Here is a 24372-nt window from a genome sequence, read left to right as displayed (position 1 = left end):
CATCCGTCGCCGATGGAGCCGAGGAGTGGCATTTAGACGTCGCGGCGGGGGCCCCACCAAAGGGGGGGCGGGAAAGGGCTGAGCGTTGGAGTTGCTGCTTTAGCGGACTAGCCCAGCTTTGGTCAGGGCGTTCAGCAACTGGGTTTCTTTCGTATTGGCGAGTCCCGATCGGGGAGTCTCGTCAGGTCCCAGGGCCGGTTCTTCAGCCAGAATGTCGCTAAGCGTGTCCTGCAGCGGACGCAGTTCAAGTCCGGCATCGATTGCACGCTTGTTTGATCTCGCATTCATGCCATGCCACTCGGGATCGACGAGCCAGAGGGGCAACGACCCTTCGCCTGACCATTCATTCACGCCTTGTTGCAGGAGCCATTGTTCCGGGGCTGCGACGACCGGCCCCAGATGCCCGGCAACAGAACGGGCGATTTTCGTGTGTTCGTGGAACGGCAGAGGGTTGCCGACGGCATTAAAGATGCCTCCGGCGCGGTTTGTTGCCATACGTACCAGCCATGCGGCCAGGTCGCGGACGTCGATCATCGCCGTGGGCAGCTCCGGCAAATCTGGTACAAGGACGGCACTGGCCTCGTTCGAGGGGCTGGCGAATCTGCGGACCCAGTAAGTTGTGCGCCCTGTGGGATCGCCCGGGCCGCCAATCAGTCCTACCCGGGCAATTACACTCCGGTCCGGGCCAAATGCTGCTAGCACTTCATTCTCGCAAGCCACTTTGGCGGGCCCATAGTCATCAGGTGTGGCTATTCTGTCGGATTGGAGGGGAGACAGAAGGAGGGAATCTTCGTCCGCGCCTACCTCCTTTTGTGATGCGTAGACATTTCCCGTGGACACAAAAATGTATCGGTCAGTGGCCTTCTCAAGATCCCGGACAGACCGTCGCACAAATACCGGCTGCCGGGCTACATCGATTACCGCATGCCATCGGGTCTTCGCCAGTTCCTGCAGAGCATGGGCGTCTTCACGATCCGCACGAACGAGACGGACGCCTGGCGGTACGCTGTCCCCGCGAGCCACACACGTAACCTCGTGACCCATGGCCAGCGCGACCTTTGCGACGGCGAAACCGAGCCAAGCTGTTCCACCCAGTACAAGAATTCTCATGCGACGACAATCACAGTTCTGGAACGGGAAAGCACTGGTTTATGCCGTCGGCACAACGAAAACGACGTACCAGACGCTATTCATTGGTAAGGATTGACCACCACTTGAACGTCGTCTTCGTAGAGAATTATGCCCGGGTCGCTCGAGCGGGATTCCTCCCAGTTGACCCCGTATCGATCAAGGATAGCGAGATACTGGGGGACTCTGTCCAGCAGATGACCGGCGGTAGTTTTGAACCAGGCCTGAGCCTGAGGATTTACCCCACGGTCGTACACAGAGGGATCGATTGTGCTCGGGTCGGGATAGGCATCGTCGTACCAGGCGTTAGCCCTGGTCCACCACTGATAGTCCTGCTTTGTAAGCGCGCCCTCCCTTGCTAGGCCGTTGGCTAAGCCGAATATTCCTATCTTGGCTCCGCGGTGATTTGGGTCAACTGCCTGATACCTGACGAATTTGTGATCCGGTCCCATGTGCTGCATCTTTGCACGAGAAGCGCTATTAGCCAGGAAGGTTCGGCTCTATTTTCCCCGGGTGACCGCACAACCGCACTGATGCCGACAACACTATCCGGCTGCCGCTGTGCGAGCCGGGTGGTGCCTTTCCAAAACCTTTGCTGCATCGGTTGCTCATGCGTTCGGTTATTGGTCCTTGGGGGGGCAGGCCCACGAAGAGCACGTGGAGATACGCTCGTCGACATGACGAATGAAAGTACTCGGGCCGCGTACCGATCCCGCGCTGCCGAGTACACGCGCCTTCTTGGTTCTGTCGACGACATGCACGAGCTTGACCGCCAGTGCATCGGACGTTGGGGTTCAAGCATTGACGGGCAAATAATCGACGCCGGGTGTGGTCCGGGCCATTGGACAAATTATCTGCACGAAGGAGGTGCAGCGATAGAAGGCATCGACCTTGTCCCTGAATTCATCGATAACGCTCGTGCGCGCTTCCCGGACGTTCCCTTTCGAGTGGCATCCTTCAGGCAGATGGACTTCTCAGATAAGACCTTGCAGGGCGTGCTGGCGTGGTATTCACTGATCCACATTCCTCCAGATGAAGTTCCCCAGGCTTTGAGGGAATTCGCCCGAGTTCTTGTCCCAGGAGGGCGACTGCTCATCGGATTCTTCGAAGGTTCGCCGGGTACACCCTTCCAACACGCCGTCACAACCGCGTATTACTGGTCCGTTAAAGAGATGGGGCATCTGCTAGGCAACGCTGGTTTCGACGTCTTAGACGTTGAGACGCGCCAAGACGCAGGGAAGCGCGCCCATGCTGCGGTAACAGCCACTGTCCGCTGAAGGAGCCTGAACGCGACGCCTTCCGAACTTCCCTTGGCAATCGGACACGGATAACGAGACAGGTTCTCTTGGCGTGTCCCATCTCAGTCCCCGGTGTCCCTACTTCCATCGTTTTCGTTCATGAACTGGCCATGAAATCCTCTGAGTCATCGGTAGCAGTACAGCCTGTGGGAGGGACGGACCGGCTGAATCGACTGATCACCCCTACCGCCATGACGCGATGTGCCGCGTTCTAAAGGTAGGTTCCTTCAGTGGGGAAGAACCGAGAGAGCGTTGGTCAGACGAAATACGGGACTACTGCGATGTGGGGCAGCTTGTGTTCTTTAGCGATTGGAACGGTAGGCTATCTGGCCTCTAACTTCTGGATTAAGTGCCCCCCGTCCTACGGCGACACAGCTTATTGCCGGGAACTTGAGGGATTGATGCTGGCATCGGCCTTATCAGTTGTTGCGGCGAATGCGCTCTGCGTGTCATGTGTTGTGGTGGGAATCTTTGCGTTGATAAAAAGAGAACCTGGCTGGTCGGCTTTTGTTGCAATCGGAATGGGTGGAGTGCTGGCTTTCGCAAACTGGGCGCTGTACTAGGACTCCTACTGGGTACGGGGAACCCGGTCTTCCCCTAGCAACGTCGGACGTCGGCCAATCCGGTGCAGCTGCGTTCAGCTGGCTTAGCCTAGGCCGCGCTAGTTTTCCCGTGCGGAGGCAGTGCTGTTGGCGTTCCAACCACACGTCCAGAACTTTCTTTGTAGGATCGGTTACCAGACACTCGCAGCTAATCCCGGAGTCTCTATCTCTATGGCAAAAGCGACACGCTACGGCCCCTCACCGTATGGACGTGGGTGGGTGGAAAGGTACCAACTTCTGAGTAGGGTGAGTTGATGACAACAGGACTCTCGCGCGTTTTGACGGCCGCCACAGTCGTTCTACTGGGGGCACTGCTGCTGATCTCGATACTGGATCAAGCGACTGAGTCGGAGCTGGGGCGGTGGATCAGGTCGCTCGCAGCAGCCCTTGGGGTACTTGTCCTGATTCGCGTACTAACCGGTATCCGTTCTTGGCGTTCTAGGATTGCCGCTCCAATTATCAGTTCGGCGTCCGTTCAATCAAGAACCTTCGGCTTCACCCCGGGAGGCTCAATGGTTGAACACTCCAGCGGGCCAACCGCCACAACATCCCATGTCGAACCCAATGCAGATCTTCGACGCAGTCAAGGTGTGGATCCCGAATAACGAACCGGTGCTCCGGCTGAAGACTTGTTGGGAATGTGATCCCAGAAATCCACGCAGACCCACGCCTTAAGCGATCGTCATCGGGGACGGTTCATCACCGGCCTACGCACCTGGGACGTCGTCGGCGCGGAACCAAGAATCGCTTCTTGGTCTGAGGTGGTGCTCCGGTTGCCGAGTGCCGTCATCAGTAGGATCACGCCCAGCGCGGCACCCCATACGGTGAGGGTATCGAAGGCGAGGCGCTCGGTAATGCCGAGGCCCAGTGAAATCGATGGCCCACCGCTGATCGCATCGATGAAGAGAGCAAAGCCGGCGATTGAGAGTGCGAGGCTCGTCAAGGTCAGGGCTGACGCCCATCGTGCTGCCGTGCTGCCTTTGAGTGCGTAGGCGAGGAAGGCCATTCCGATCCACTGCATCAGGGCCTGGGCAAGGGCCACAGCGTCATGAGCCCCCGGGTAAACATCCCAGGCTAGGAAGCCGACCAGCATCACAAGTACACCGCCTGCTGCAAGGAATGACATCGCGGTTTTCCCTGTCCGCTGCCGAGGCCAAGCCGACCACAGAAGGGCGGCTCCGACAGCCACAAGGGCCCCGTTGGCAATCGTGGAACCGTTGGCCAGCAGATGGCCGGGGGAGCAGATGTAACGCTCAACGCGCGTGCCGGCGTCGAATGTCCTGCAGGTGGTCACGCCGAGATCGCTGATGAAATTTGAGGACCAGGAGTACGGGTTTGGCCACTGCGCGGCCGCAATTACCTGAGCCGGAAAGGTCAGCAGGCACAGAGTCCATAGTGCGGCACCCAAGCGCAGTCGTGTCATGCCCTGAGCATACAATACGAACGTATGGTTTTGTTCGGAGTAATCTCGAATCATGACCTCGTTGGGCGCGCAGCGCATTCTTACGGCTGTGCAGGACATTCTGGTGGAGCGGGGCCTTGAGGATGTGACGATCCGCAACGTTGCTGCAGCTGCCGGTCTCTCGATAGGTGCCGTCCAGCATCACCATAAGACGAAAGACGATTTGATCATGGCGGCCATGAACGAGGTCTCCAGGAATTTCATCGAGCGGGTGGGCTCCGCAGTGCATCCGGAGGCATCAGCGCGGCAGAATCTGGGCGCGGTGTGCAGGATCCTCGGAGGGGTGGACGACGAATCCCGCACCGCTTCGGTCATTTGGTTGTCCTACGCCTCGAAGGCGACAACCAGCAGTGCAGTTGCCAGCGCCCATCAGGCATCTTGGCGCCTTATGGAAGAAGGCCTGACAACTTTGCTCCGGCGATGGAACCCGGACCTCGGCCGGGACGATGCCGCCATGCTCATGGCACTGCTCGATGGCCTAGCCATCGCCAGGGTAACCGAGACAGACCGAATGACATCCGAGCGGGCTCAGCGCCTCATCGACCGATACCTCAACGGGCTCGAACCGCCGTCCCGCTAACCGATCCTCGAAGGACTCGCCGGCCAACGGCTTCCTGGCTCAGGACACAGACCTTACTTAGGGCGCGGGTGGCTCGTGGGCGGCGAGTTCTTGGACCAATTCCATGCACCGCAGGCGGGCCGGGGAGTAGTCGTAGGGCATCATTCCAACGGCCTCGATGAGACTCACGCGCTTTTCTCCTCTGCCAGCGTTCTGGCCCGCCCCGTCCTCACCTTCATCAGCGGTAACGGGGTGTAATGCCTCCCAAGAGTCGAAGAGCGCTTCGTCGCTCTGCGCCAGGCCGGAGTCCTCAACGACGGCGTCCAGCAGCAGTTCGAAGGCATGCCGTTTGGCAGCCACCTGTGCCACGCGGGGATCATCGACGGCGACCGTGTCATCGAGTGCCTGTTCGGCGGCATCAACGCGGTCGGATTCCTCCCGCAGACCCGGGTGTGTGGCCAAGGCGATGTAACGGCCGGCATTGACGGCCGCACCGAGCGGTCCGAAGATCCGCTCCATGACCAGCAGGTTGTCCAGGTCCGCCTGGCGCAGCGAGCCCTCGGGCAGGCCCTTGAAGCGGCCGGTGACGAAGTCGGAGAGTAGACTCATCCTGCCATCCGGGGTGCGCATGCGCTGCACGATCGCGTCGTCGTGGCCGCTGGAGGAACCGGCAGGAGCCGTGTCAGCGAAGGCGTCCTGGATGTCGTCCAGGGTGATCCGGGCGTCGGACATCTTCTGGATCCACAGCAGCCGGATCATGTCTTCGTAGCCGTACCGGCGGCGGTCGTCACCACCCCGTTCGAGCTCTGGCAGCAGGCCAGTCTCGTGGTACTGACGAATCGCCTGCACTGTGGTGCCTACGAAGGATGCCGCGTCACCGACTTTGACCTGACGCGGCGGAGTAAGGGACGGATGCATGGGCGGGCCTTCCTAACGGGCGTGAGTCCATAGGACCACATAAAGCTACGCGTAAGGTGCAACCTCAAATATCTCACCGCCGGAACCTCAACCGCTTGCCTGTTACTAGGACAATCACGAATATTCTTTTACTTCGAGGTAATGATCAGCTTATGGACACCACGGTTTTTTTACCGGGCTTGCAGCTGTCAACACACAAGGCGGCAACAGCGGAGGCGACCTCAAGGTCGACGTACTCGCTTGACCCGTCGCGTTTCACTCCCGCGCAGCCGTATTGGCGAACATAGCTAATCCAGACCCACCACAGAGAAGCAACCCGCGTGCGTCCGCAAGCCGATCGCCTTCGGAGCCTGTGTCCCCACACCGTGCCGAAGAAGGTCTGTAGTCGTAGGGCATCATGGGCTAATGGATCCGATCACGATTGCACGCTGTTATGTCGAGGAAATGCATGCCGGAGCGGAAGCATCAATCCTGGGTGGCAGCGCAGCATTGGGTTGTTCGACTCCGACATCGGATCTTGACATAGCTATCCTCTATCGAGCTGGTGGCGCGAACTACGCGGAGACCGTCCGGTATCGGGGATGGATCGTAGAAGCCTTCATTCATACCCCCGAGAGCCTGGCCTTCTGGTACGAGAAGGAAAGGTCAATGCGCTGTGCCATCCTCGGAGACATATGTGCCCGTGGACTCTTGCTAACCGACCACGGGCCCGGCAGGCAATGGCAGGATGAGGCGCGACTTTACATGCGGCAGGGCCCCAAGCCATTAACTGATGCCGAACGCGACCTCCGCAGGTACGACCTTAGCTGTTCAATGGATGACCTGCTGGGTTCCAGTTCTCCCGCTGAAACGTTCGCCATCGCCTCGAATGTGTTCCTCCAATCCGCCGAACTGCTGTTGCTCCGGCACCACAAATGGTTGGGCAACGGCAAATGGGTGGTTCGGCGCCTGGAACAGTTGCCCAACGATGAGGCCGCATTGGGTCTATTGGCTTGGGCGGCTTCGACGGACTATGACCCCCAGAAGCTGGCCGGGATTGCTGGAGATGTACTGGAGCAAAATGGTGGCTACGCCATGGAGGGCTTCTTGCGGGGTACCCGCTAGGGGGCCGGGGAACTAGTGAGCCGGCCACCAGGCATCCTCGTCCTCGTGCTCAATACTGGAGAGAGGTTCCATGAAGAAACCGATGGCCTCGTCTAATGGGTGATGATGGCACGGGCCTGCACTGTCGGCTTGATGGAACTCGCAGCCCTAAGATCGCACGAGCATTCACTCAAAGAGTGCCGCGCAGGGGGCACGGGCAGCGGATGAGGGCAGTTAAACTGAGTTTATAGCTATTGTTATAGTTCAAACATAATAATACAACTGACTCATGCTGATCCGCCTGACGCCCGACAAAGCGTCTCCCCTCCACGCGCAAATTGCCGACGCGATCCGTCAGGGAATAATCGAGGGCTCTCTCGTTGACGGGGAGCGGCTGCCGGCAGCGAAAGCGCTCGGTGAATCGTTGGGCGTGAGCCTGCATACTGTCCTGCATGCCTACCAGGTCTTGCGTGACCAAGGCTTGGTCGAGTTACGCCGGGGACGCGGAGCCGTTGTAATCGCGCCGGAAACGGCTACCCGTGAGCAAGCCACCCGGATCCTCGACGAGGCAGCCCGACAACTCGCAGAGCTGGGGCTGTCGAGCGAGACGACACTCGCGCTATTTCGCCAACGACTGGATAAAGGAAGAGCCTGATGACGATGGACACCCTACGCAGTCCGGCGACCGAACCCGACCCCCGTTTCTGGCTCGGAGCGTTCCTCCCGACAGCCGGAGTTCTCTTCGGTTCCTTCGCTCTTTCCCTCGGATGGAGCCGCCAACTGCCGTCCTCCGTCGCCCAAAAGTGGGACTGGTCTACGCAGGAAGTCATCACCATCGCACCACTCTGGACGGGGATTCTCTCCCTCGCCGGTCCTTCTGCTGCGGCACTGATCTTCCTGGCGTTCCTGAAGTGGTCTGGAAAACTCACCGGATGGGGACGCCGCCTGTCCATCGCCGCGCTCACGGGCATCGCCGTTTTCACCTCCTCGTCGCTGCCCGTCATGCTCAGCGGTCAAGTTGGGCTCACGGATCCGCTTCTTGCCCCTGACCCGCGGACCATGATGGGCGTCGTCGCAGCCCTTAGCCTCGCCTACGGCATTCTCGCAGCGCTCATCGCCGGCGCACGTCCCCTTGCCACGCCGACCGCAGAGGCTACGCCGACTCCGCCCCTTGAACTGGGGCCGAACGAACTTGCTGTCTGGACGACCACCACCACCGCCTGGGTCTGTCTGCTCGGCGGAGGTGTAGCAGGGCTGGTCCTCATCATCCTCGGCATTACGACGCCGCTCTGGGGCCTTGCCATAGCCGGCGGGATTCTGCTGGCACTTGGCATCGTCACCGGCCGGTGGACCGTCACCGTCGATTGCAGGGGCCTAACCTGCACTACCCTCCTGGGCCTTGGCCGTTTCACAGCACCGGCCACACCGGGAGCGACTGCCGAAGTAGTCACTGTCCGGGGACTGTCCGAGTTCCTCGGCTGGGGTATCCGAGTAGGAGGATCCAGCTCGATCGGTCTGATATTCCGGAACGGAGAAGCCCTCCGCGTTCACGGGCCGAAGAGCTACAGCCTGACCGTCACCACCACCGACGCCACAACAGCAGCAGCCCTCTTCAACGCCCAAACAGCACGCCACCACACCACGCTGTAACACCGCAGAGTTCCCGTCCGTTGAGGCATCCTTCACCGGTAGCCGTTTGGTAGTCAGCTCGGCGATTCAGGTGGATGGAATCCATCAGTTGGCGTTTCGTCAGCTGATGGATTCTTCCACCGCCGGCCCTGAAAGACTAACCATGCGGTGCCGGCAATTGGTACTAGCGGGAAGACGGGCCTCCCGCTAAACGCAACTACGGCAAAGGCGATCCAAAGAACACCAGTGAGAACGCCTACAGAGATCAATGACTTGCGGGTAACCGGGTAGGAAGGCAGTTCAATCCCTTCGGCGCGGAGCTGTCGGGCCTCCGAAGCTGCTGCCCGGATCAAGGAAATAAACACGGCAGCCAAAACGGCGGCGACAAGCGTGGAGCGCCACGGTTCCCGAACGCCGAATGCCTCAAGGGCCGACGCCAGCAGCGATCCCAGGATAATGAACCAAAAAATTGCCCAGCCAGCCAAGCGCCTCTGCTTGGGCGGCATGCCCACTAGGGAATCCTGTGGCCATGACTGCCACTCGTATCTGTTGTCGCTCTTGCCTGCCCCCGTGGCCATGTCCACAGAATACGCCAGTGCAGACTTCGAGGAGGGCGAGGGTGTCCACTGCTGAATTCCTTCGCGGGGTCTTGCCCGTAAGTCGGTCCCTTGCCGGAATACTACGGACCGACCTCGGTTACTGCCTCTCGGCCTTGCCTGCTTCAGGAGGGTCGGTCGATTCTTGGTTCTCCATGCGAGCGAAGATCTCACGGCGAACCTCACGGGCTTCAATCAGATTACTGATCGCAAAGTAGCTCAGAGCAACACCAGCGGGAATGGCACCTACCCACCAGATGTCTGGGAACACTTGCGGCAAAGTTACATAGGCCAGAAAACAGAGAGAGAACATCCAGATCTTCACTGACCTGCGAACCATAAAGATCTGCCACCGCCGGATCGGGCTCAGCTCGTTGCTACTGATGACGTCTCCTTGTTGTTGGGGCTGTGAAGTGCAGTCTAATCAGGCCGCTCAGGAGGCTCCGCCGACTGGGGTAAGAATGCACGACCAGCGATCGCTGACAGCGACCGATTTGGATCTGTCACTCCCGTCGCAACCAGACACGGATAACTTGCCAAACGCAGCGGTAAATGGCGCAGCTTTGCAGCGCTTTGTGGCCAACTCGTCTCGTAAGCCGCTCTTCGATCGTGCGTTATCTGAATGTCAGTTCGGCCTAAGCTGGCCAAAATTATGTGTCCGTCCCTGGCGCCTCTGTCCCACTTGAGCCGGGAATCTACGAACAATTATGAAGGAGGATCGTGGAACCAGGTGATGCTGCTGCGGCCAGGGCCTGGGGAACAGACAACGCCGGGTCGGAGCCTTCCTCCTTGCCGGATCTGGCGTGGCCATCAATGACAACGATCTGTGACCGGCGCGTGTGACCTGGTGCGGGAAGGAGTCGAAGCCCGGGAAGCAGTTCGAGTCCGTTGTCGACGGGAACGTAGTGCGCTCCCGGGGGATCCACCCATTCCGTGATGGTGTACTCGTTTTCATTGCGGGCGTCGTCGAGTTCCTGGCGCTGGACGTAGATGGGCTTGCCGCGAAGAGGTAGTTACCTCCACAGTGATCGAAATGAAGGTGGGTGTTAATGACTATGTCCACACTCTGGATGTCGAAGTCCTGCTGCTGGTCCAACGGGTAAAGGCGGGGATCCATGTCGGCGACCGCCGCGGATGAAGCTGATTCAGGCCAGTGTCGACAAGCACGCGCGCTTCGGGGTGGTCGATGCTTCGAAATCCTACCCGAGGGGCTGTGCGTCGACCAGTTGTCCCAATCCATAACGTGCGGACGAACCCGCTCCGTGTCGGGGTGGAGATCTATTGGAATGCTTGGAGACGCTCTTGCACTCACGCGGTCTCGTTCCCTTTGAACTCTGGCGCCAATAGGGTGACACCATGACACTCACATTAGGCATGGTCACGATCAACACCACAGACGCCGAACCGCTCGCTCGCTGGTGGGCTGAGCAGACCAATGCGGAGATCACCCAGACCAACGGGGGTTGGTTCGTGGTCCTCGAGGGCGGTGGGCTGCCAGTCACGCTGGCTTTCCAGAAGGTTGACGACCAGTCCGTCGCAAAGAACAGTATCCATCTCGATCTGGCTGCTCCCGACCTCGACGCCGAGGTTGATCGCTTGCTCACCGCGGGGGCGACCCTCGTCGAGCGCCGGGGCGAGAAGGACTTTCGCTGGGTCACGCTCGCTGACCCTCAAGGCAACGAGTTCGACGTCGCCGAGCACACCTGAGCGCTGACATAGGCCCCGCACCATTCTTCGATCCTTCTTATAAGCGGATCCTCATTCGACCCAAGACACCGAGGGGCAGCTCTTCATTGCCGATCAAAATCGAGCTGTTTGGTGAACATCAGGGTCGTGTTGTCGTCCAGAGCCACGGTTTGACCGGCTGAGACCGGCTGGTTTGCATGCATCACACCTCGCCCGTCCGGCAGGTAGCCGCGGCGTACATAGATTCGCTGGGCCGCTCCGTAGTCCGCATACAGCCCGACGCCGAGGCCGACCGTGGGCGAGCGTCGCGCCGCTATGCGCTCGAGAAAATCGAGTAAGTTCGTCGCGATCCCTAACCTGCGGTAGCGCGGGAGCACGTTGAGATCGGAGACCTCTGGTATGCACTGCTCGGTAAACGGTGGATACTCCGACTGCCACGCGAGGGTCACATAACCGGCAACGTCACCACTCACCTCTGCGAGCACGGCGTAACGGGTCTGTGAAACATGTTCCTGGAGGTACCGCTCGAACAACGTGATCGGCTTTCCCCAGCCAACAGCCGTGAACGCTGCATGCAGTCTGGGTGGATCACCTGGGTTGAAGGGACGGATCACGATTCTGCTCATATCCGCAATCATCACAGTTCTACTCTTACTAACAGATCCCTTTGCTGACAGACCCAGTTTCCGATGACCCACCGGCTTGCGGGCACCGGCCGAGGACGTTCCTTCAAGCACTGCAGCACTAAGTTGTGTCGACGACGGGAACAAGGAGCAGCTGGCGGCACCTGCAAGAGGGTTCTTGAGTGGGCATTGGCTAGCATGGGAATCGACTGAGGGGGGGGCTGTGCGCGAATTGAGGGGAATTAACCCATTGTTTTGGTTCGCCAACATGATCGTTGCACTTGTCTTTGCCGCAGCTTTCTGGCTGTACGGGGCCTTTTCTGGTGGGTTGAACAATGCGGAGACATGTACGGCCCGTGGCCAAACGTGGGACAGAGAATATAGGCGTTCGAACTGGGAGGATGCGGGACGGTATTTTCCATTGCACAATAAATGCAACGCTGACTACGACCTAATTCCGTTCTGGATAAACCCGGCGGTGGCGTTCCTAACCCTGCTCGTCTTAGCGTTCGCCGCTGCGTCTTTCGTCAGCCTGACTCTGCGGCTAAGGAGAAGGAGACCACGGACGTAGAGGGAATAGTCAGAAGCAGCGTGCAGGCTCTCAGCCAAGGGATCCGAACGTTGAGGGATCCGACAACGCGTCCGCACGAGGACCGGCTTGCCGGATGCCCCATGAGGAGTCTTTCTCGGGCTGCGTCGACGAGTTCGGATGTCGTCGAGTCGTGGCATCATGCTGAACATGACGCCTCCGGAAAAGCGGTTTATGTGGTTCCTTTGTGGGGGAGTTGCTGCCCTGTTCCTCGTTATGCTCTTTCTCATCACGAGTGGTGTTTTGGGCTACGTTTTTGATCCTTAGAGAATTGGCGGCACCACGAACATGAACCGACAGTTTAATGAAACCGGGGCGGTCTAGGTCTTCGATGCATAGGTAAGCCGATCCCTCAGAGCGAAACGCGCAGCGCGCGCTTGATGGAAGGCCAAAGCGTGTCCAGCCTGGCAATCCAGGGATCTGCCATTAGGCCCGCAGCCAGCCGTCGTTCGACCACCTCCGGTATCACCCACTCGGCGGCTGTGACTTCGCTGCGCTGCAGAGCCAGCCGCGGATTCGACCTCACACGCGCGACGTAGAAGTCGAGAAGAGCTGATGTCTCGGCGAACCGACCAATTGGTGTCAGCGCGGATGGCTCCACATGCAGACCCGATTCCTCCCGCAGTTCCCGGCTCGCTGCGTCCGCACCCGATTCACCAGCCAGAGCACTTCCGCCCGGGAACTCCCAACTAAATGGGAACTCCTTATTGGCTGCACGCTGGGTCAGCAGAACTGCCCCGTCCTCACGCTGTACACAGACCGCGACAACCAGGTGAAAGTATCCGGACGGCCACCCCTCAGCACCCCTGCGAAAGATCTCGCCGGTTCGCGTTCCCTCGGTGTCTAAGATGTCCCACCACTCGTCGTCGATGCTCATCGCGTCATTGTGCCATTCTCGGAGATCGGTCAGGGAGACGTTTCGGAGGTCCTCATCCCCGATCTCGAGGGCGGGGTAGGGGCATATTGCTGCCGGGACGGAAATTACTGATGAGCATGGTCTTCCACGAGGTACCGGTTCCTCGTTTCGATGAGCTTTTTCAGATATCGGGCGAGCACAAGCTTCTCAACGACTCGGCCCAGCGCACCCAAAGGTGCCTCGAACTCGATCCGGTCGGTCATCGTTGCGATTCCGCCGACCTGACTGAATTCGTGAACGTGCCGAAATCGCCGAAACGGACCCTTGATTTGCTGATCCACGAAGTAGTTCGGCGCTTCCATCTCGGTGATTTGGCTTGTCATGCGCAGGGGGATGCCGAAGTGCCACGCTCGCTTTCGTCACCTGCTCTCCCAGGGAAATCAGGCCTGTAGTGGCACCCGCAACAGCTTTTTCCCGTGATTGGGCCATGGAACTTACGTGCGTATCGATACTTCGGGCACGGTCAAACAGCTCTAACTGGGATATGCATGCTTGAGTGGTGCACTCGAAATAGACAGCCATCTCCCTAGTGTTGCAGCCCATCCAATCTTGCTTCCATTGGCATGATTACGAGCGCCGTCATGCTGACGGATCGGGCAGTGGTCAGCACCCCTACAAATACGACAATGTATGCGCGCCAAGTGAAGGTGAGTAGCTGTGGACTCTTACCCCCTTAGGCAGAAATACGCCATGCCGAGTACGCCTCGGTAGCCTTCTTCATATGCAGCGCGCTGTTCCTCATATTGCCGGCGGACCTGCCCTGCGTCGGGATGGTCGGCATCATGTGCTTCCAGCCAACGGGTAAACCTGTCGCGATATCCGGCCTCGAAGACGTCCCACTCCTGAATGCTTGCAAGGTCGTCCTCCACCACCTCGAATCCAGCGGCGCGGATCTGCTCGCGTAGTGCATTTGCTGTCAGGTACTCGTCATCACGTCCAGCCAGAGGGGCGGTAGCAGCCGGATGAGGTGTTGCTGACCAGATTGCCTCGCCGTAGACGAGTCGGCCGCCGGGGAGCACCAGAGCTCGAAGGGCGCGCAGAGCTGCGGCGTAGTCGAGCGGCTGCGCGTCCTCTACCGGCGGCCCCCAGATCTGGCTCGCGCCGATGCAGATGACAGCGTCTGCGGGGCGATTTTGGGCTTCTGTCCCAGGCGTCGAATCAAACGTCACTCTGCTGAGCAACCCACGAGCCAATGCCTGTTGCCTTGCCCGGTCGATGGACGCGGAAGCATTGTCCACTCCGCGTCCGCGTGCCTGCGGGGCCGAGGTCAATACCCGAAGCAGCAGTTCGCCCCATCCACACCCCATGTCCAGAACCTCCGCCGGCGCCGGGTCGGACAAGAACGCCACAAGGTGAGCGGCACGTTCCTCGGAAAGCGGGGTGAGCCAGGTCAGGGACTCATACAGGGGCGGCAATTCAAGCAAAGTGTCGTCGGTCACTCAGTGATGTTCTCACGCATAGAAGCGACTGCTGGGGATATCTGCTTGTCCGGCGATGGATCTCCCAACGCGGCATGGCGCCGCATAGCGCTCATCCTGATGGTTTCGGTCAATGGATGGAAACTCTGGAATCCTTCATCCGTGACGAGCAGCGGTCTCAGCGGCCAGGACGGAATCCGCGATCTGCCGTGCGGCTTGGTTCGCTGTGATGTGCGTGTTGTCGATGACCTCGGCTGCATCGTGCAGCCAGGTACTAGCCGCCTCGGCGTATGGCTCTACGTACGCGAAACGGAATGTCGAGGGGCCGAGGACTTTGTCATTCTGTATGCGGTCGCGGAGCGTTGCCTGGTCGGCGTGGAGCACAAAGTGCCGGATCGGTATGCCGTGCTCAGCCAGGCCACCGCTGATCTCCCGCCAGTAGCGTTCGACCAGGACGGTCATCGGCATCACAAGCGTTCCTCCGGTGTAGTCGAGCACGCGCCGAGCGGTTTCGACGACGAGGGCCCGCCACGGATCCCAGTGCTGGAAGTTGTCCGTGGCAGGAAGTCCCGGTTTGATGTCCATAAGCACCTCACCGACCTTCTCAGCGTCGAGGACACGGGAGTGAGGCAGCATTTGCTGCAGGAACACGCTCGTTGTTGTCTTTCCCGCTCCGTGGGTGCCGTTGAGCCAAATGATCATGGAGCGAACCCTAGTGCAGCCTGAACGCCTCGTGGGCGAATTCAGCACCAAATCCTGCCGTCAACCCGGGCTTTACCGATGTCGGACACTGCGTAGACTCGTACGTACCAGGGTAGCTTCCCGGTGCCAGTCCGCAGCAGCCGGTCAGGCCTGACAAGGAGGTCTTCAACGTGCAGGACAAGCGATGACGCTCTCCGGGGTACGGCTGCAGCAGATTGCCCGCCAAACAGCGGCCTCGCTAGACGATGTGAGCCACGGACGTCCGTTCACCCCGCATCTGGACGTGTGGAAAGTGCGGGACAGGGTCTTCCTCATCATCGCCGGCGGCCGTAACCCGAGGCACTCGTGAACGACACGCCATCCCTGTTCGACGTTGATGACGTCTCACGGCCCCTGGCCGACCGGCTTCGGCCCCGCACTCTGCGCGACGTCGTCGGGCAGGACCATCTGCTCGCACCGGATGCACCGATTGGCCGGATGGTGGAGGCGCACCGGTTGGCATCGATGGTGTTGTGGGGTCCGCCGGGGTGTGGGAAGACCACGATCGCCAGGCTCCTCGCAGAGCAGACCGATCTCGCGTTCGAACCGCTCTCCGCTACCTTCTCCGGTGTTGCTGACCTCCGGAAGGTGTTCTCCGCGGCGCAGCGCCGCCGTGAGGTCGGTCAGGGCACGATGCTGTTCGTTGATGAGATCCACCGGTTCAACCGCGCCCAGCAGGACTCGTTCCTGCCTTACGTCGAGGACGGCACCATTATCCTCGTCGGCGCGACGACGGAGAACCCGAGCTTTGAGCTCAACGGGGCGCTCCTTTCCCGAACCCAGGTCTTCGTGCTGAAACGCCTCGACGACGGCGCGCTGGAGACCCTCATCGCCCGCGCCGAGGACCTCCTCGGCGCGCGGCTGCCGCTGACAGATGATGCACGGCAGGCACTGGTTGCGATGGCGGACGGTGACGGCCGGTATCTGCTGAACATGATCGAGCAGGTCCATGCCCTTCCGGCGCCTGTGGACGCTGCAGCGCTTGCTGCGGCGGTGCAGAAACGGGCACCGCTATATGACAAGGGGCAGGAAGGTCACTACAACCTGATCTCCGCGCTGCACAAGGCCATGCGTGGCTCGGACCCGGACGCGGCACTGTACTGGCTGGCGCGGATGCTCGACGGCGGGGAGGATCCCCTGTTCATCGCCCGCCGCATCACCCGGTTCGCAAACGAAGATATCGGCATGGCCGACCCCCAGGCCGTGCAACAGGCCCTCGCGGCCTGGGACGTGTACGAACGCCTCGGCTCGCCCGAAGGTGAACTCGCCGTCGCGCAGGCCGTCGTCTACCTCGCAACCGCGCCGAAGTCCATTGGGGTGCACCGCGCATTCAACAAGGCGCGTGCCGCAGCGAAACGAACCGGGTCACTGATGCCGCCGGCGCACATCCTGAATGCCCCGACCCGGCTGATGAAAGACCTCGGCTACGGCGACGGCTACCAGTATGACCCCGACACCGACACCGGATTCTCCGGCGCGAATTATTTCCCCGACGGCATGTCCAGGGAAACCTTCTATCAGCCCACCGCGCGCGGATACGAACGGGCCATTGCTGAACGGCTGGCCCACTGGGCGCGGCTCCGGGCAGCGGCATCCGGATCGTCTGAACCAGATCCACCCGCCGCCTCCGCAAAAGGACCAGACGCGTGACCAACGCTCCAGCCGACCCGGCGTCATCCCGTCACTCGTAGGTGCAGAAACTCAGTGCACCGGTTTGGGCCCTGCTTCGCCTTGGCCGTCAACCCGATCCGCTGTTTTGTGAAGAATGAACAGGCCTCCGTAAGAGGGCTGATCGGAACGCTGCTGGTCGGTGTCCGTGTATTCGCTGAGCACCGCGTAGACCCGGGTGACGAGTTCCTCGGCGTCTTGCGGGGAGAGGTGCAGCACGAAGCGTGAAAGGCTCGCGAGTGCGCCCGGACCGGCTTCGGTCAATTCCTCTCGCAGCGCGTCCAACGGGGTGAAGGGTCCTTCCGGGCCGGCATCATGCAGCGCAGTATCCAGGTTCCATGATCGCCCTGTCGAGCGGTATGGCTTCTCCAGTGCACCGCTGACGCCTGTACGGACCTCGGCGGGTTCAAGGAATCCCGCGGCGAGCAGTTGCCGTACGTGATAAAGAACGGTGCCCGGATCGTGTCCCAAGCGGTCGGCAAGCTGTTTGTTCGTTAGCTCGTGGAGCCCGCACAGGCGAAGTATCCTCAGGCGCAGCGGATGGGCCAGCGCCTTGACTTCCTGAGCGTTGGCAGTGGGATTCTCTAGTTTCGAGTCCGGCCGTTTCGAGTCGGTCATAAGTTCATCCTAGGTGTTGTTTACTAAAATCAACCCCCTTGAACTTTCTAAATCACTGTGCCATCGTTCAGCACATGACGAATAGCGCCCAGCAGGCGAGAACCATGGATGAGGTGCCCCTCGGTGCTTCCTTTTGGAAGCTATGGACCTCATCGGGGCTGTCCAACCTGGCGGACGGGGTCTTCAAAATCGCTCTGCCGCTGATGGCGATTCAGCTCACGCAGTCTCCGACCCTGATCGCTGGACTCACTGTCGCCGCGACGCTTCCGTGGCTTCTCTTCGCGTTGACCGCCGGAGCACTGGCAGACCGGTTGGACCGGCGGAAGCTGATGCTGTGGGCCAACTTTAGCCGCGCTGTCCTGCCCGCTTTGCTGATAGCGGTGATCCTTCTTGACCTCGGATCCATCTGGGCTCTGTACGTCATCGCATTGATGGTGGGGGTGGCGGAAACCTTGTACGACACCTCGGCGCAGTCGATCCTGCCCCAAGTGGTGCACAAAGGTCAGCTTTCACGCGCCAACGGACGGCTTTACGCCGTCGAACTCACCGCTAATCAGTTCATTGGACCCCCATTGGGCGGGCTGCTGGTGGGCATTGGTGTGGCGGCGGGCTTCGCCGTTCCGGCAGCGCTGTGGCTTGCAGCGGTGGGCGGTTTGCTCCTGCTGCCAGGCAGCTTCCGGGTAGACCGGGAGCAAAAGACGACGCTGCGGTTCGACATCAGGGAGGGTCTGCGGTTTCTCTGGAATCAGAAAGTTCTGCGCACGTTGGCAGTGATGACCGGTGTCCTCAACTTTGCGTCCAGCGCGGCCTTCGCCGTCCTCGTTCTGTTCGCCGTGGGACCCGGTTCAGAAATGGGGCTGTCCGAAGTTGGATTCGGCGCACTTCTGACCACGTCAGCTGCCGGTGCCTTCGCGGGTTCGTTCCTCGCGGAATCAGTGGAAGCGAAACTGGGCCGATCCAAATCTTTAGCGCTCAGTATCCTTGGTTGCGCACTGTTCGTCGGAGCGCCGGCACTAACCAGTCACCCCTATGTCTTGGGGCCCATTCTCTTTGTGGGCGGCATAATGGTTGTGCTGTGGAACGTCATCACAGTCTCGCTGCGTCAACGTATCACCCCAAACCGACTACTCGGCAGAGTCAACAGTGCTTACCGTCTTTTAGCTTGGGGAACCATGCCTCTTGGAGCGGCAGCCGGGGGAGTGCTGTTCCAATGGTTTGGCCTTCATGCCATGTTCGGCATCATGGGACTACTCACCCTCGCGCTGTTGGTGATGATGCCGCTCCTCACGGACAAAGCCATCACCGCCGCCGAGGCGGACCACGAATAAACCGAAGCTGACTCTTATCGTCCGCCGGAAACAACAAGCGGGTGAAAACCCTGGTGCGGTTGAGGAAACCTCCCGTGACACGAACCGCGTTAATTGGCGGTTATGCTCACTTCTCGGCCGAGGATCATGGTGATCAGATCCTCTAATGTTCCGTGGCACTTTTCCACTTCAGGGAGGTGGTAAAACGTGCTGGTGGCCCCGGGATTGTCGATGACTTCGGCCGGGGAATGCAGGATTATCCTTCTGCCTTGAGCGATCGCGATGCCAAGCTCGACATGCGTGCCCTTTCCGCCCGGAAGGAGGACCACGACGACGTCGGCGCCAATCACTGCATCCCGCTCATGCTGACCGATGGAGCGCAGATCATCGAGGGTGACGGTACTCCCATCGAGCGCGGACGCGTTCTGGGTCCAGTCGTACGTGTTGACGTAGCCCTTGCTTTCCAGGGTTTGCGCGATGTACCGGACGTTGACGATATTCCTGAAACTCGACGCAACATAGAATCTTTGCAACTTCTGCCTCCTGGTGGGAATTGCGACCATTGTTCCTCACTGAGCTGGCCCCGCAACGGCGAATGCCCCGCTTCGCTGCGAATTGACAGCGAAGCGGGGCCTTCGTGGGATTGGATGTGAACCAATCGTTGATGCTCGGTCCTTAGGGCTGGTGGTAACGCGTTCGCACAAAGAACAAGCCAACCAGGGAAATCACGGCGATGGCCATATAGTACAAACCCGGTGCGCTCAGGGACCCGGTGACATTCAACAGCCAGGTCAGCACCAGCGGCGCAATACCACCCAGCAGCGTCACTCCAACGTTGTAGGTGATTGCCAGCCCGGTTCCTCGGATTGCTGCCGGGAACAGCGAGGAGAGCAAAGCAGGAAGCGGTCCAAAGTAGAACGCCATAATCACGCCAAGCAGGCCGATGACGATCACGAGTGTTGGAACTGTTGGGTTGGTGACCAGGAGCTGGAACAGCGGCCAAGCAAGGAGCAGCGCACCGACGGCCGCATAGGTCATCACCTTTGCGGGTCCCACCCGGTCCGCCAGATGGCCGACAAAGGGCACGCCCACGAGGGTGACAAGACCGGCAACCACGCCGCCGAGGAATGCCGCGGTTGCGGGGATTTCCAAGTTCGTCACGGCAAACGTCGGCATGTAGAGAATCATGTAAACGGAAATCGTCGCAACACCGATGACCGCAGCACCGGCAAGCAGGCGCCCATAATGATCGACGATCAGTGTCTTCACCGGAGAGGAAACCTTTTCACTGTGTATGAAATCCTCGGTTTCCGAGAGCCTGGCGCGGATGTAGAGTCCCACCGGGCCAATGAGCAGGCCGACGAAGAACGGCACACGCCAGCCCCAGCTGTTCAGCGCCTCTTCGGAGAGCCCTTCGGTCAGCGCGAAGCCAAAGCCTGAGGCCAGCACCATCGAGGCGCCCTGGCTTGCCACCTGCCAGGAGGAATAAAACGCTTTCTTATGCGGTGCCGTCTCAATCAGAAATGCAGTTGCCGTGCCAAATTCGCCACCGGCGGAGAAGCCCTGGATGAGGCGTGAGAGCAGGATAATGACCCCGCCCCACATGCCAACCATTGCGTAGGTGGGTGCCACGGCCATGATCAGCGTGCCGACCATCATCAGCATCAAGGTCAGTGTCAGCGCGCTCTTGCGTCCCTTGCGGTCCGCGTAGCTGCCCAGCACCATGCCGCCCAGCGGGCGGACGAGGTAGGAAATGGCAAAGGTGGCAAAGGTGAGGATCAGTGCGAACGCGGGGTCCGAATCCGGGTAGAAATTTTTGGCAATGACGGTTGCGAAGGTTGCGTAAACGATGATGTCGAACCACTCAAGGGCGGCACCAATCGAGCTGCTGATCACCGCCTTCTTCGCGTCTTGAAATTGCTTCGGGGTAATCGTTGCTGTTGCGCTCATAAGGTGCTCCTGGCGGGCGTAAGGGCTGCAGACTAGGCGGTGAGTGATGCCACAAGGTTGTCGATGAATGATTCGCACGCGGCGATCTGTTCCAGATCGATAAATTCATTAGGTGCATGTGCCTGGGCAATGTCGCCGGGGCCGCAGACAACCGTGGGAATGCCCGCGTTGAAGAACAGTCCCGCCTCGGTGCCGTACGTTGCCTTGTCCGGGCTCGGCGTTCCTCCAAGTTCGGCCGCCATCGAGACAATCGCGGCCTCGGCGGGGGTATCGAGCCCGGGGGTCTGGGCCAGCACTGCGAATTCAACGCGAGCTTCGGGGTTCTGGGCCTTCATGAGCGCTTCAATGCGCAGTGCTTCGGCACGGAAGTTTTCAATGAGCGCTACCGGGTCATCGGCACCGATGGAACGGAATTCAAAGTGAAGTGTGCATAATGCCGGGATCGTGTTTACCGCGATACCGCCCTGAATCTGGTTTACCGTGGTGGTGGTGTAAGGGACGATGAAGGCTTCATCAGAGGCACCGGCGCTGGCGAATTCCTTGGCCTTGGCATCAACAAATGCCGCAAAGTCGGCGGCGGCGGAAATCGCGTTGACGCCCTGAGTGGTCAGTGAGGAATGTGCTGCAATACCGTGGAAATCCACCTTGATGACATTGACTGATTTGTGCCCCCGGACCACACGCATGGATGTGGGCTCTCCGACGATGGCACCGCGCGGCTTCAGGCCATCGGCGGTGATGGCCGCTACCAAATCAACCGCTCCAATGCAGCCGACTTCCTCATCGTAGGAGAAGGCCAGGTGGATGGGTTCACTGAGTTTGGCCGCGACCATGGAGTCGAGCCTGGTCATCACCACGCCAATAAAGGCTTTCATGTCACAGGCGCCCCGGGCATAAAGCTTGCCGTCACGGATCTGAGGGGTGAACGGATCGGAGCTCCAGTCCTGTCCGTCGACCGGAACAACATCAGTGTGTCCGGAGAGCACAATGCCGCCGGTCCGCGTGCCATCGCCCGCGGGAATGGTGGCCAGCAGATTTGCCTTCTGCCCGGTTGCATCGTGGATGAGCTTTGACTCGATGCCCAGCGCATTGAGGCGTTCACCCACGTAGTCGATCAGCGGGAGATTGCTGTCGCGGCTGACTGTTTCAAAGTTGATCATTTTGGTGATTTCTTCAAGCGCTGCATCGCTCGGTGTAGGTGACATGTTTTACTCCTGGTATTCATCGAGCAACTGCTCAGATGTCCGCATTTTCAGCGAGCGGCTAGCCGAGAGTCTGTCATTCTGGGCCATTCTTGTCACACTGTTTCCGGATTCGTGACGTCATACTGTCCTTGAGCGACACGGACTTTCCCATATATCCCACACAAGTTAAGGTTTGTGGATCGGCGGAGCTTCCCGCCATTCCGGTTTCAAGAATCCGCCGCCGCGCCTGGCGAATGTTCGATTGCGGGAGTGATTCAGTGGTGTTCAACCCAGCAGGCCGGAATGGCCGTGGAGAGCTGGTAGGCCAGGGTGTTCCTGCTGATGCCATCGGGCCCCAAAGCGGCGGGCAGCCCTGAGGTGCTCGCCGGGATCAGGCGTTTTTCGTCTTCTCACAGAACTGTGCGCCTCTGGTACGCAGGCTCAGGTGGAGGTCACAATTTGCCGCAGAGCGGTGACAACCTGCTGGACCGCAGTCCTGTGGAGGGCTTCCGGGCGACAGAGGAGGTCTACGTGTCTGGCGAGCGGCAGATCGTGGATCGGCTTGAGAAGCACGCCGCTGCCCGGAGGTGGGGCTGCGGTCCGGCGGGGCATCAGCGCGATGGCAGGGCCGGCGGCGACGATCGCGGCTGCGATGAAGAATTCATTGATCCGGTGCGTGATGTTGAGGGGCTGCCCCGCGTGAACGGCAATAGCCTCCAAAGCCGGCATGAGCGGAAATCCGTCCTGGACTGACACCCAGTCTTCATCGACAAGGTCAGCGACACTGACGCTCGGTGCCCCGGCGAGCCGGTGCCGGTCCGACATGGCGACGTCCAGGGGCTCCCGCAGCAGCGGGAGGACGCTGATTGATTCGGGCCAGGGTTCGCTGTGCTGAAGGCGGTGCGCGATGACCAGGTCGTAGTCGGCAGCCAGGGCGGGGAAGCCCTCCTGCCCCACGTCGCGGTCATAGCAGATCAGCCGCGGATTTCCTTCTTCGGACAAGGCCTGAAGCAGGGGGCGGAAGTAGGTGAGACCCGCGCTGTTGAACGCGGAGATGCTGACGGTTGCACGGGGGTCCTGCAGATAACGGGCTACGGCCTGCTCGGCGGAGCTCATGGCAACGCTGATTTCCACCGCCGCCCGAGCCAAGGCCTGACCGGCCTCCGTGAGGACCAGATTCCGTCCCCGCCGTTCGGTCAGGGGAACCTCGACCCGACGCTGCAACGCTGTGAGCTGCTGGGATACAGCCGACGCAGAGACTTGGAACGCGCGGGCGACGGCGGCGAGACTGCCTCGCTCACCCAACTCCCTCAGTAATCGCAGCTGATGTAGATCCATAAGGTAAAGCTAAACCAATATTTCAGAATGTGCCCTCTAGTCTTACGAATCTACTGATATGAGACTCGAGTGGTGCCTTCTTTCATACTGAATCCAGCAGCGAGCGTACGCGGTGAACGACGACGCCGGATATTCTCCCTTTTTGCTGCGCGCAAAGTAGACCTGTTGCTGCTCCTGGTCGCTATCGTGTGGGGCAGCAGCTATTTGGCGGCAAAAACCCTCACCGACACGGTTGGCGTGACTGTCCTCCTCTCGCTGCGTTTCCTGATCACCACCCTGGCACTGGTGGTGATCTGGCTGATCTGGAACCGCCGCCGGATGACGCGCCGCGAAGCTGCAGTCGGCGTCGTTTTTGGCTTTACCCAGGCGGCAGTGCTCATCCTCGAAACTCACGGGATTGCGGGCACCAGCGCTACCAACGCCGGACTGATCATCAGCCTCGTCATCGTTTTCACTCCCGTTACCGAAAGCATTGCCTTTCGGGTGAAGGTGCCGCGCACGGTCTTCGTTGCCGGCGTTATCGCGGTGGTAGGGGTCTGCCTACTCGTCTCCGGCAGCGGGTTCGCTGCACCCGGTCTTGGGGACGTGCTCGTACTCGCTGCAGCTGTCGTGCGCTCCATCCACGTCACCGCAGTCTCAGCTCTCACCCGGGGGCGCAGTTACAGTGCGCTGAATCTGACCGTAGCTCAAAGTGCGGTCTGTGCCTTCGTCTATACCGTTGCCGATTATCAAGGTGTGCTTCGGGCAGTGCAGGGCTTCGACTCACGTGAATGGATGGGCGTGCTCTACCTCGGGCTGGCGTGCAGTGTCTTCGCGTTCCTGGTCCAGACGTGGGCCATCCAGCAAACATCGGGATCCAGGGCCAGCCTCCTCATGGGAACCGAACCCATCTGGGCCGTCCTCATCGGCATCACCATTGGCCGGGAGTCCCTTGCGCTGCTGGGCTTGATCGGGGCAGCGCTCATCATCGCCGGCACGTATTTGGGGCTGAGGGCGGAAGCCCGTCACCGAACCCGGCCAGGACTGGCTGAGGGCCCCGTCATTTAGCTGCAGGTGCCG

At 60.1% G+C, this 24372-nt stretch carries 27 protein-coding genes; 11 read left to right on the top strand and 16 right to left on the bottom strand.

Features of this window, described 5'->3' with window-relative positions; genetic code table 11:
• Window positions 1-99 precede the first annotated feature (99 nt).
• Both AC4D2W_RS04870 and AC4D2W_RS04865 read right to left on the bottom strand, forming a co-directional pair.
• Complete coding sequence (locus AC4D2W_RS04870) at window positions 100-1110, bottom strand: NAD-dependent epimerase/dehydratase family protein (RefSeq protein WP_490925761.1); 1011 nt, start codon at window positions 1108-1110, stop codon at window positions 100-102.
• Between the two features lie 80 nt (window positions 1111-1190).
• The gene (locus AC4D2W_RS04865) at window positions 1191-1580 is read right to left on the bottom strand and encodes a hypothetical protein (protein WP_490925760.1); all 390 of its coding nucleotides are present in this window, start codon (window positions 1578-1580) and stop codon (window positions 1191-1193) included.
• A 225-nt stretch (window positions 1581-1805) separates the two neighbouring features.
• Between AC4D2W_RS04865 and AC4D2W_RS04860 the strand changes: the two genes are divergently transcribed.
• The gene (locus AC4D2W_RS04860) at window positions 1806-2405 is read left to right on the top strand and encodes a class I SAM-dependent methyltransferase (RefSeq protein WP_490925759.1); all 600 of its coding nucleotides are present in this window, start codon (window positions 1806-1808) and stop codon (window positions 2403-2405) included.
• 1305 nt (window positions 2406-3710) lie between these two features.
• Here the strand turns inward: AC4D2W_RS04860 and AC4D2W_RS04855 are convergent.
• Window positions 3711-4451 (bottom strand): DUF998 domain-containing protein, encoded by a 741-nt coding sequence (locus AC4D2W_RS04855; protein ID WP_490925758.1) that lies wholly within the window; start codon window positions 4449-4451, stop codon window positions 3711-3713.
• Window positions 4452-4503: 52 nt separating this feature from the next.
• On the opposite strand from AC4D2W_RS04855, the gene AC4D2W_RS04850 reads away from it, so the two are divergent.
• Window positions 4504-5070: a TetR/AcrR family transcriptional regulator gene (locus AC4D2W_RS04850; protein ID WP_490925757.1), complete on the top strand. Its 567-nt coding sequence runs from the start codon at window positions 4504-4506 to the stop codon at window positions 5068-5070.
• 57 nt (window positions 5071-5127) lie between these two features.
• Here AC4D2W_RS04850 and AC4D2W_RS04845 read toward each other — a convergent pair whose 3' ends face one another.
• The gene (locus AC4D2W_RS04845) at window positions 5128-5967 is read right to left on the bottom strand and encodes a MerR family transcriptional regulator (RefSeq protein ID WP_490925756.1); all 840 of its coding nucleotides are present in this window, start codon (window positions 5965-5967) and stop codon (window positions 5128-5130) included.
• A 405-nt stretch (window positions 5968-6372) separates the two neighbouring features.
• Here AC4D2W_RS04845 and AC4D2W_RS04840 point away from each other — a divergent pair, with 405 nt between their 5' ends.
• The 3 genes from AC4D2W_RS04840 to AC4D2W_RS04830 all read left to right on the top strand — a co-directional run bounded on the left by AC4D2W_RS04840 (window position 6373) and on the right by AC4D2W_RS04830 (window position 8700).
• Window positions 6373-7071, top strand: coding sequence for a nucleotidyltransferase domain-containing protein (locus tag AC4D2W_RS04840; RefSeq protein ID WP_490925755.1), 699 nt, complete (start codon window positions 6373-6375; stop codon window positions 7069-7071).
• Between the two features lie 268 nt (window positions 7072-7339).
• A complete protein-coding gene (locus AC4D2W_RS04835) occupies window positions 7340-7705 on the top strand; it encodes a GntR family transcriptional regulator (protein WP_490925754.1) in 366 nt (121 codons plus the stop codon).
• On the top strand, window positions 7705-8700 hold the full coding sequence (locus AC4D2W_RS04830) for a hypothetical protein (protein ID WP_490925753.1): 996 nt from the start codon (window positions 7705-7707) through the stop codon (window positions 8698-8700). Before AC4D2W_RS04835 ends, AC4D2W_RS04830 begins: the two co-directional genes overlap by 1 nt.
• Before the next feature lie 53 nt (window positions 8701-8753).
• On the opposite strand, the gene AC4D2W_RS04825 is transcribed toward AC4D2W_RS04830, so the two are convergent.
• From AC4D2W_RS04825 to AC4D2W_RS04815, 3 genes are all read right to left on the bottom strand, one after another.
• Window positions 8754-9191 carry a hypothetical protein gene (locus tag AC4D2W_RS04825; protein ID WP_490925752.1) on the bottom strand — a complete coding sequence of 146 codons (438 nt, stop codon included), beginning with the start codon at window positions 9189-9191 and terminating at the stop codon, window positions 8754-8756.
• Between the two features lie 184 nt (window positions 9192-9375).
• On the bottom strand, window positions 9376-9600 hold the full coding sequence (locus tag AC4D2W_RS04820) for a hypothetical protein (protein WP_490925751.1): 225 nt from the start codon (window positions 9598-9600) through the stop codon (window positions 9376-9378).
• A 300-nt stretch (window positions 9601-9900) separates the two neighbouring features.
• Window positions 9901-10338, bottom strand: a complete 438-nt coding sequence (locus AC4D2W_RS04815; protein WP_490926026.1) for an MBL fold metallo-hydrolase — start codon at window positions 10336-10338, stop codon at window positions 9901-9903.
• 293 nt (window positions 10339-10631) lie between these two features.
• On the opposite strand from AC4D2W_RS04815, the gene AC4D2W_RS04810 reads away from it, so the two are divergent.
• Window positions 10632-10982 (top strand): VOC family protein, encoded by a 351-nt coding sequence (locus tag AC4D2W_RS04810; RefSeq protein ID WP_490925750.1) that lies wholly within the window; start codon window positions 10632-10634, stop codon window positions 10980-10982.
• 83 nt (window positions 10983-11065) lie between these two features.
• Here the strand turns inward: AC4D2W_RS04810 and AC4D2W_RS04805 are convergent, their stop codons facing one another.
• The gene (locus AC4D2W_RS04805) at window positions 11066-11599 is read right to left on the bottom strand and encodes a GNAT family N-acetyltransferase (protein ID WP_490926025.1); all 534 of its coding nucleotides are present in this window, start codon (window positions 11597-11599) and stop codon (window positions 11066-11068) included.
• A 926-nt stretch (window positions 11600-12525) separates the two neighbouring features.
• On the bottom strand, window positions 12526-13050 hold the full coding sequence (locus AC4D2W_RS04800) for an NUDIX hydrolase (RefSeq protein WP_490925749.1): 525 nt from the start codon (window positions 13048-13050) through the stop codon (window positions 12526-12528).
• A gap of 110 nt (window positions 13051-13160) precedes the next feature.
• Here AC4D2W_RS04800 and AC4D2W_RS04795 point away from each other — a divergent pair, with 110 nt between their 5' ends.
• Window positions 13161-13481 (top strand): hypothetical protein, encoded by a 321-nt coding sequence (locus tag AC4D2W_RS04795; protein WP_490925748.1) that lies wholly within the window; start codon window positions 13161-13163, stop codon window positions 13479-13481.
• A gap of 273 nt (window positions 13482-13754) precedes the next feature.
• Here AC4D2W_RS04795 and AC4D2W_RS04790 read toward each other — a convergent pair whose 3' ends face one another.
• Window positions 13755-14528: an SAM-dependent methyltransferase gene (locus AC4D2W_RS04790; protein ID WP_490925747.1), complete on the bottom strand. Its 774-nt coding sequence runs from the start codon at window positions 14526-14528 to the stop codon at window positions 13755-13757.
• A 135-nt stretch (window positions 14529-14663) separates the two neighbouring features.
• Entirely contained in the window at window positions 14664-15209 is a 546-nt protein-coding gene (locus AC4D2W_RS04785) for an AAA family ATPase (RefSeq protein WP_490925746.1), read from the bottom strand.
• Between the two features lie 184 nt (window positions 15210-15393).
• On the opposite strand from AC4D2W_RS04785, the gene AC4D2W_RS04780 reads away from it, so the two are divergent.
• Both AC4D2W_RS04780 and AC4D2W_RS04775 read left to right on the top strand, forming a co-directional pair.
• Complete coding sequence (locus tag AC4D2W_RS04780) at window positions 15394-15558, top strand: hypothetical protein (RefSeq protein ID WP_490925745.1); 165 nt, start codon at window positions 15394-15396, stop codon at window positions 15556-15558.
• Entirely contained in the window at window positions 15555-16898 is a 1344-nt protein-coding gene (locus tag AC4D2W_RS04775; RefSeq protein ID WP_490925744.1) for a replication-associated recombination protein A, read from the top strand. Before AC4D2W_RS04780 ends, AC4D2W_RS04775 begins: the two co-directional genes overlap by 4 nt.
• A 51-nt stretch (window positions 16899-16949) precedes the next feature.
• Here AC4D2W_RS04775 and AC4D2W_RS04770 read toward each other — a convergent pair whose 3' ends face one another.
• Window positions 16950-17534 (bottom strand): ArsR/SmtB family transcription factor, encoded by a 585-nt coding sequence (locus AC4D2W_RS04770; RefSeq protein WP_490925743.1) that lies wholly within the window; start codon window positions 17532-17534, stop codon window positions 16950-16952.
• 104 nt (window positions 17535-17638) lie between these two features.
• Here AC4D2W_RS04770 and AC4D2W_RS04765 point away from each other — a divergent pair, with 104 nt between their 5' ends.
• Entirely contained in the window at window positions 17639-18862 is a 1224-nt protein-coding gene (locus AC4D2W_RS04765) for an MFS transporter (protein WP_490925742.1), read from the top strand.
• An 89-nt stretch (window positions 18863-18951) separates the two neighbouring features.
• On the opposite strand, the gene AC4D2W_RS04760 is transcribed toward AC4D2W_RS04765, so the two are convergent.
• From AC4D2W_RS04760 to AC4D2W_RS04745, 4 genes are all read right to left on the bottom strand, one after another.
• Complete coding sequence (locus AC4D2W_RS04760) at window positions 18952-19404, bottom strand: hypothetical protein (protein WP_490925741.1); 453 nt, start codon at window positions 19402-19404, stop codon at window positions 18952-18954.
• Between the two features lie 112 nt (window positions 19405-19516).
• Window positions 19517-20791, bottom strand: coding sequence for an MFS transporter (locus AC4D2W_RS04755; protein ID WP_490925740.1), 1275 nt, complete (start codon window positions 20789-20791; stop codon window positions 19517-19519).
• Between the two features lie 32 nt (window positions 20792-20823).
• The gene (gene argE, locus AC4D2W_RS04750) at window positions 20824-21996 is read right to left on the bottom strand and encodes an acetylornithine deacetylase (RefSeq protein WP_490925739.1); all 1173 of its coding nucleotides are present in this window, start codon (window positions 21994-21996) and stop codon (window positions 20824-20826) included.
• Window positions 21997-22416: 420 nt separating this feature from the next.
• On the bottom strand, window positions 22417-23313 hold the full coding sequence (locus AC4D2W_RS04745; RefSeq protein ID WP_490925738.1) for a LysR family transcriptional regulator: 897 nt from the start codon (window positions 23311-23313) through the stop codon (window positions 22417-22419).
• 72 nt (window positions 23314-23385) lie between these two features.
• Between AC4D2W_RS04745 and AC4D2W_RS04740 the strand changes: the two genes are divergently transcribed.
• Window positions 23386-24360, top strand: coding sequence for a DMT family transporter (locus tag AC4D2W_RS04740; RefSeq protein WP_490925737.1), 975 nt, complete (start codon window positions 23386-23388; stop codon window positions 24358-24360).
• The last annotated feature ends 12 nt before the right edge of the window (window positions 24361-24372 follow it).

It is taken from the genome of Arthrobacter sp. TJ-58 (genome assembly GCF_058269295.1).
Note: the sequence above shows the minus strand (reverse complement) of the source record. Positions and strands in the feature narration are given on the sequence as shown.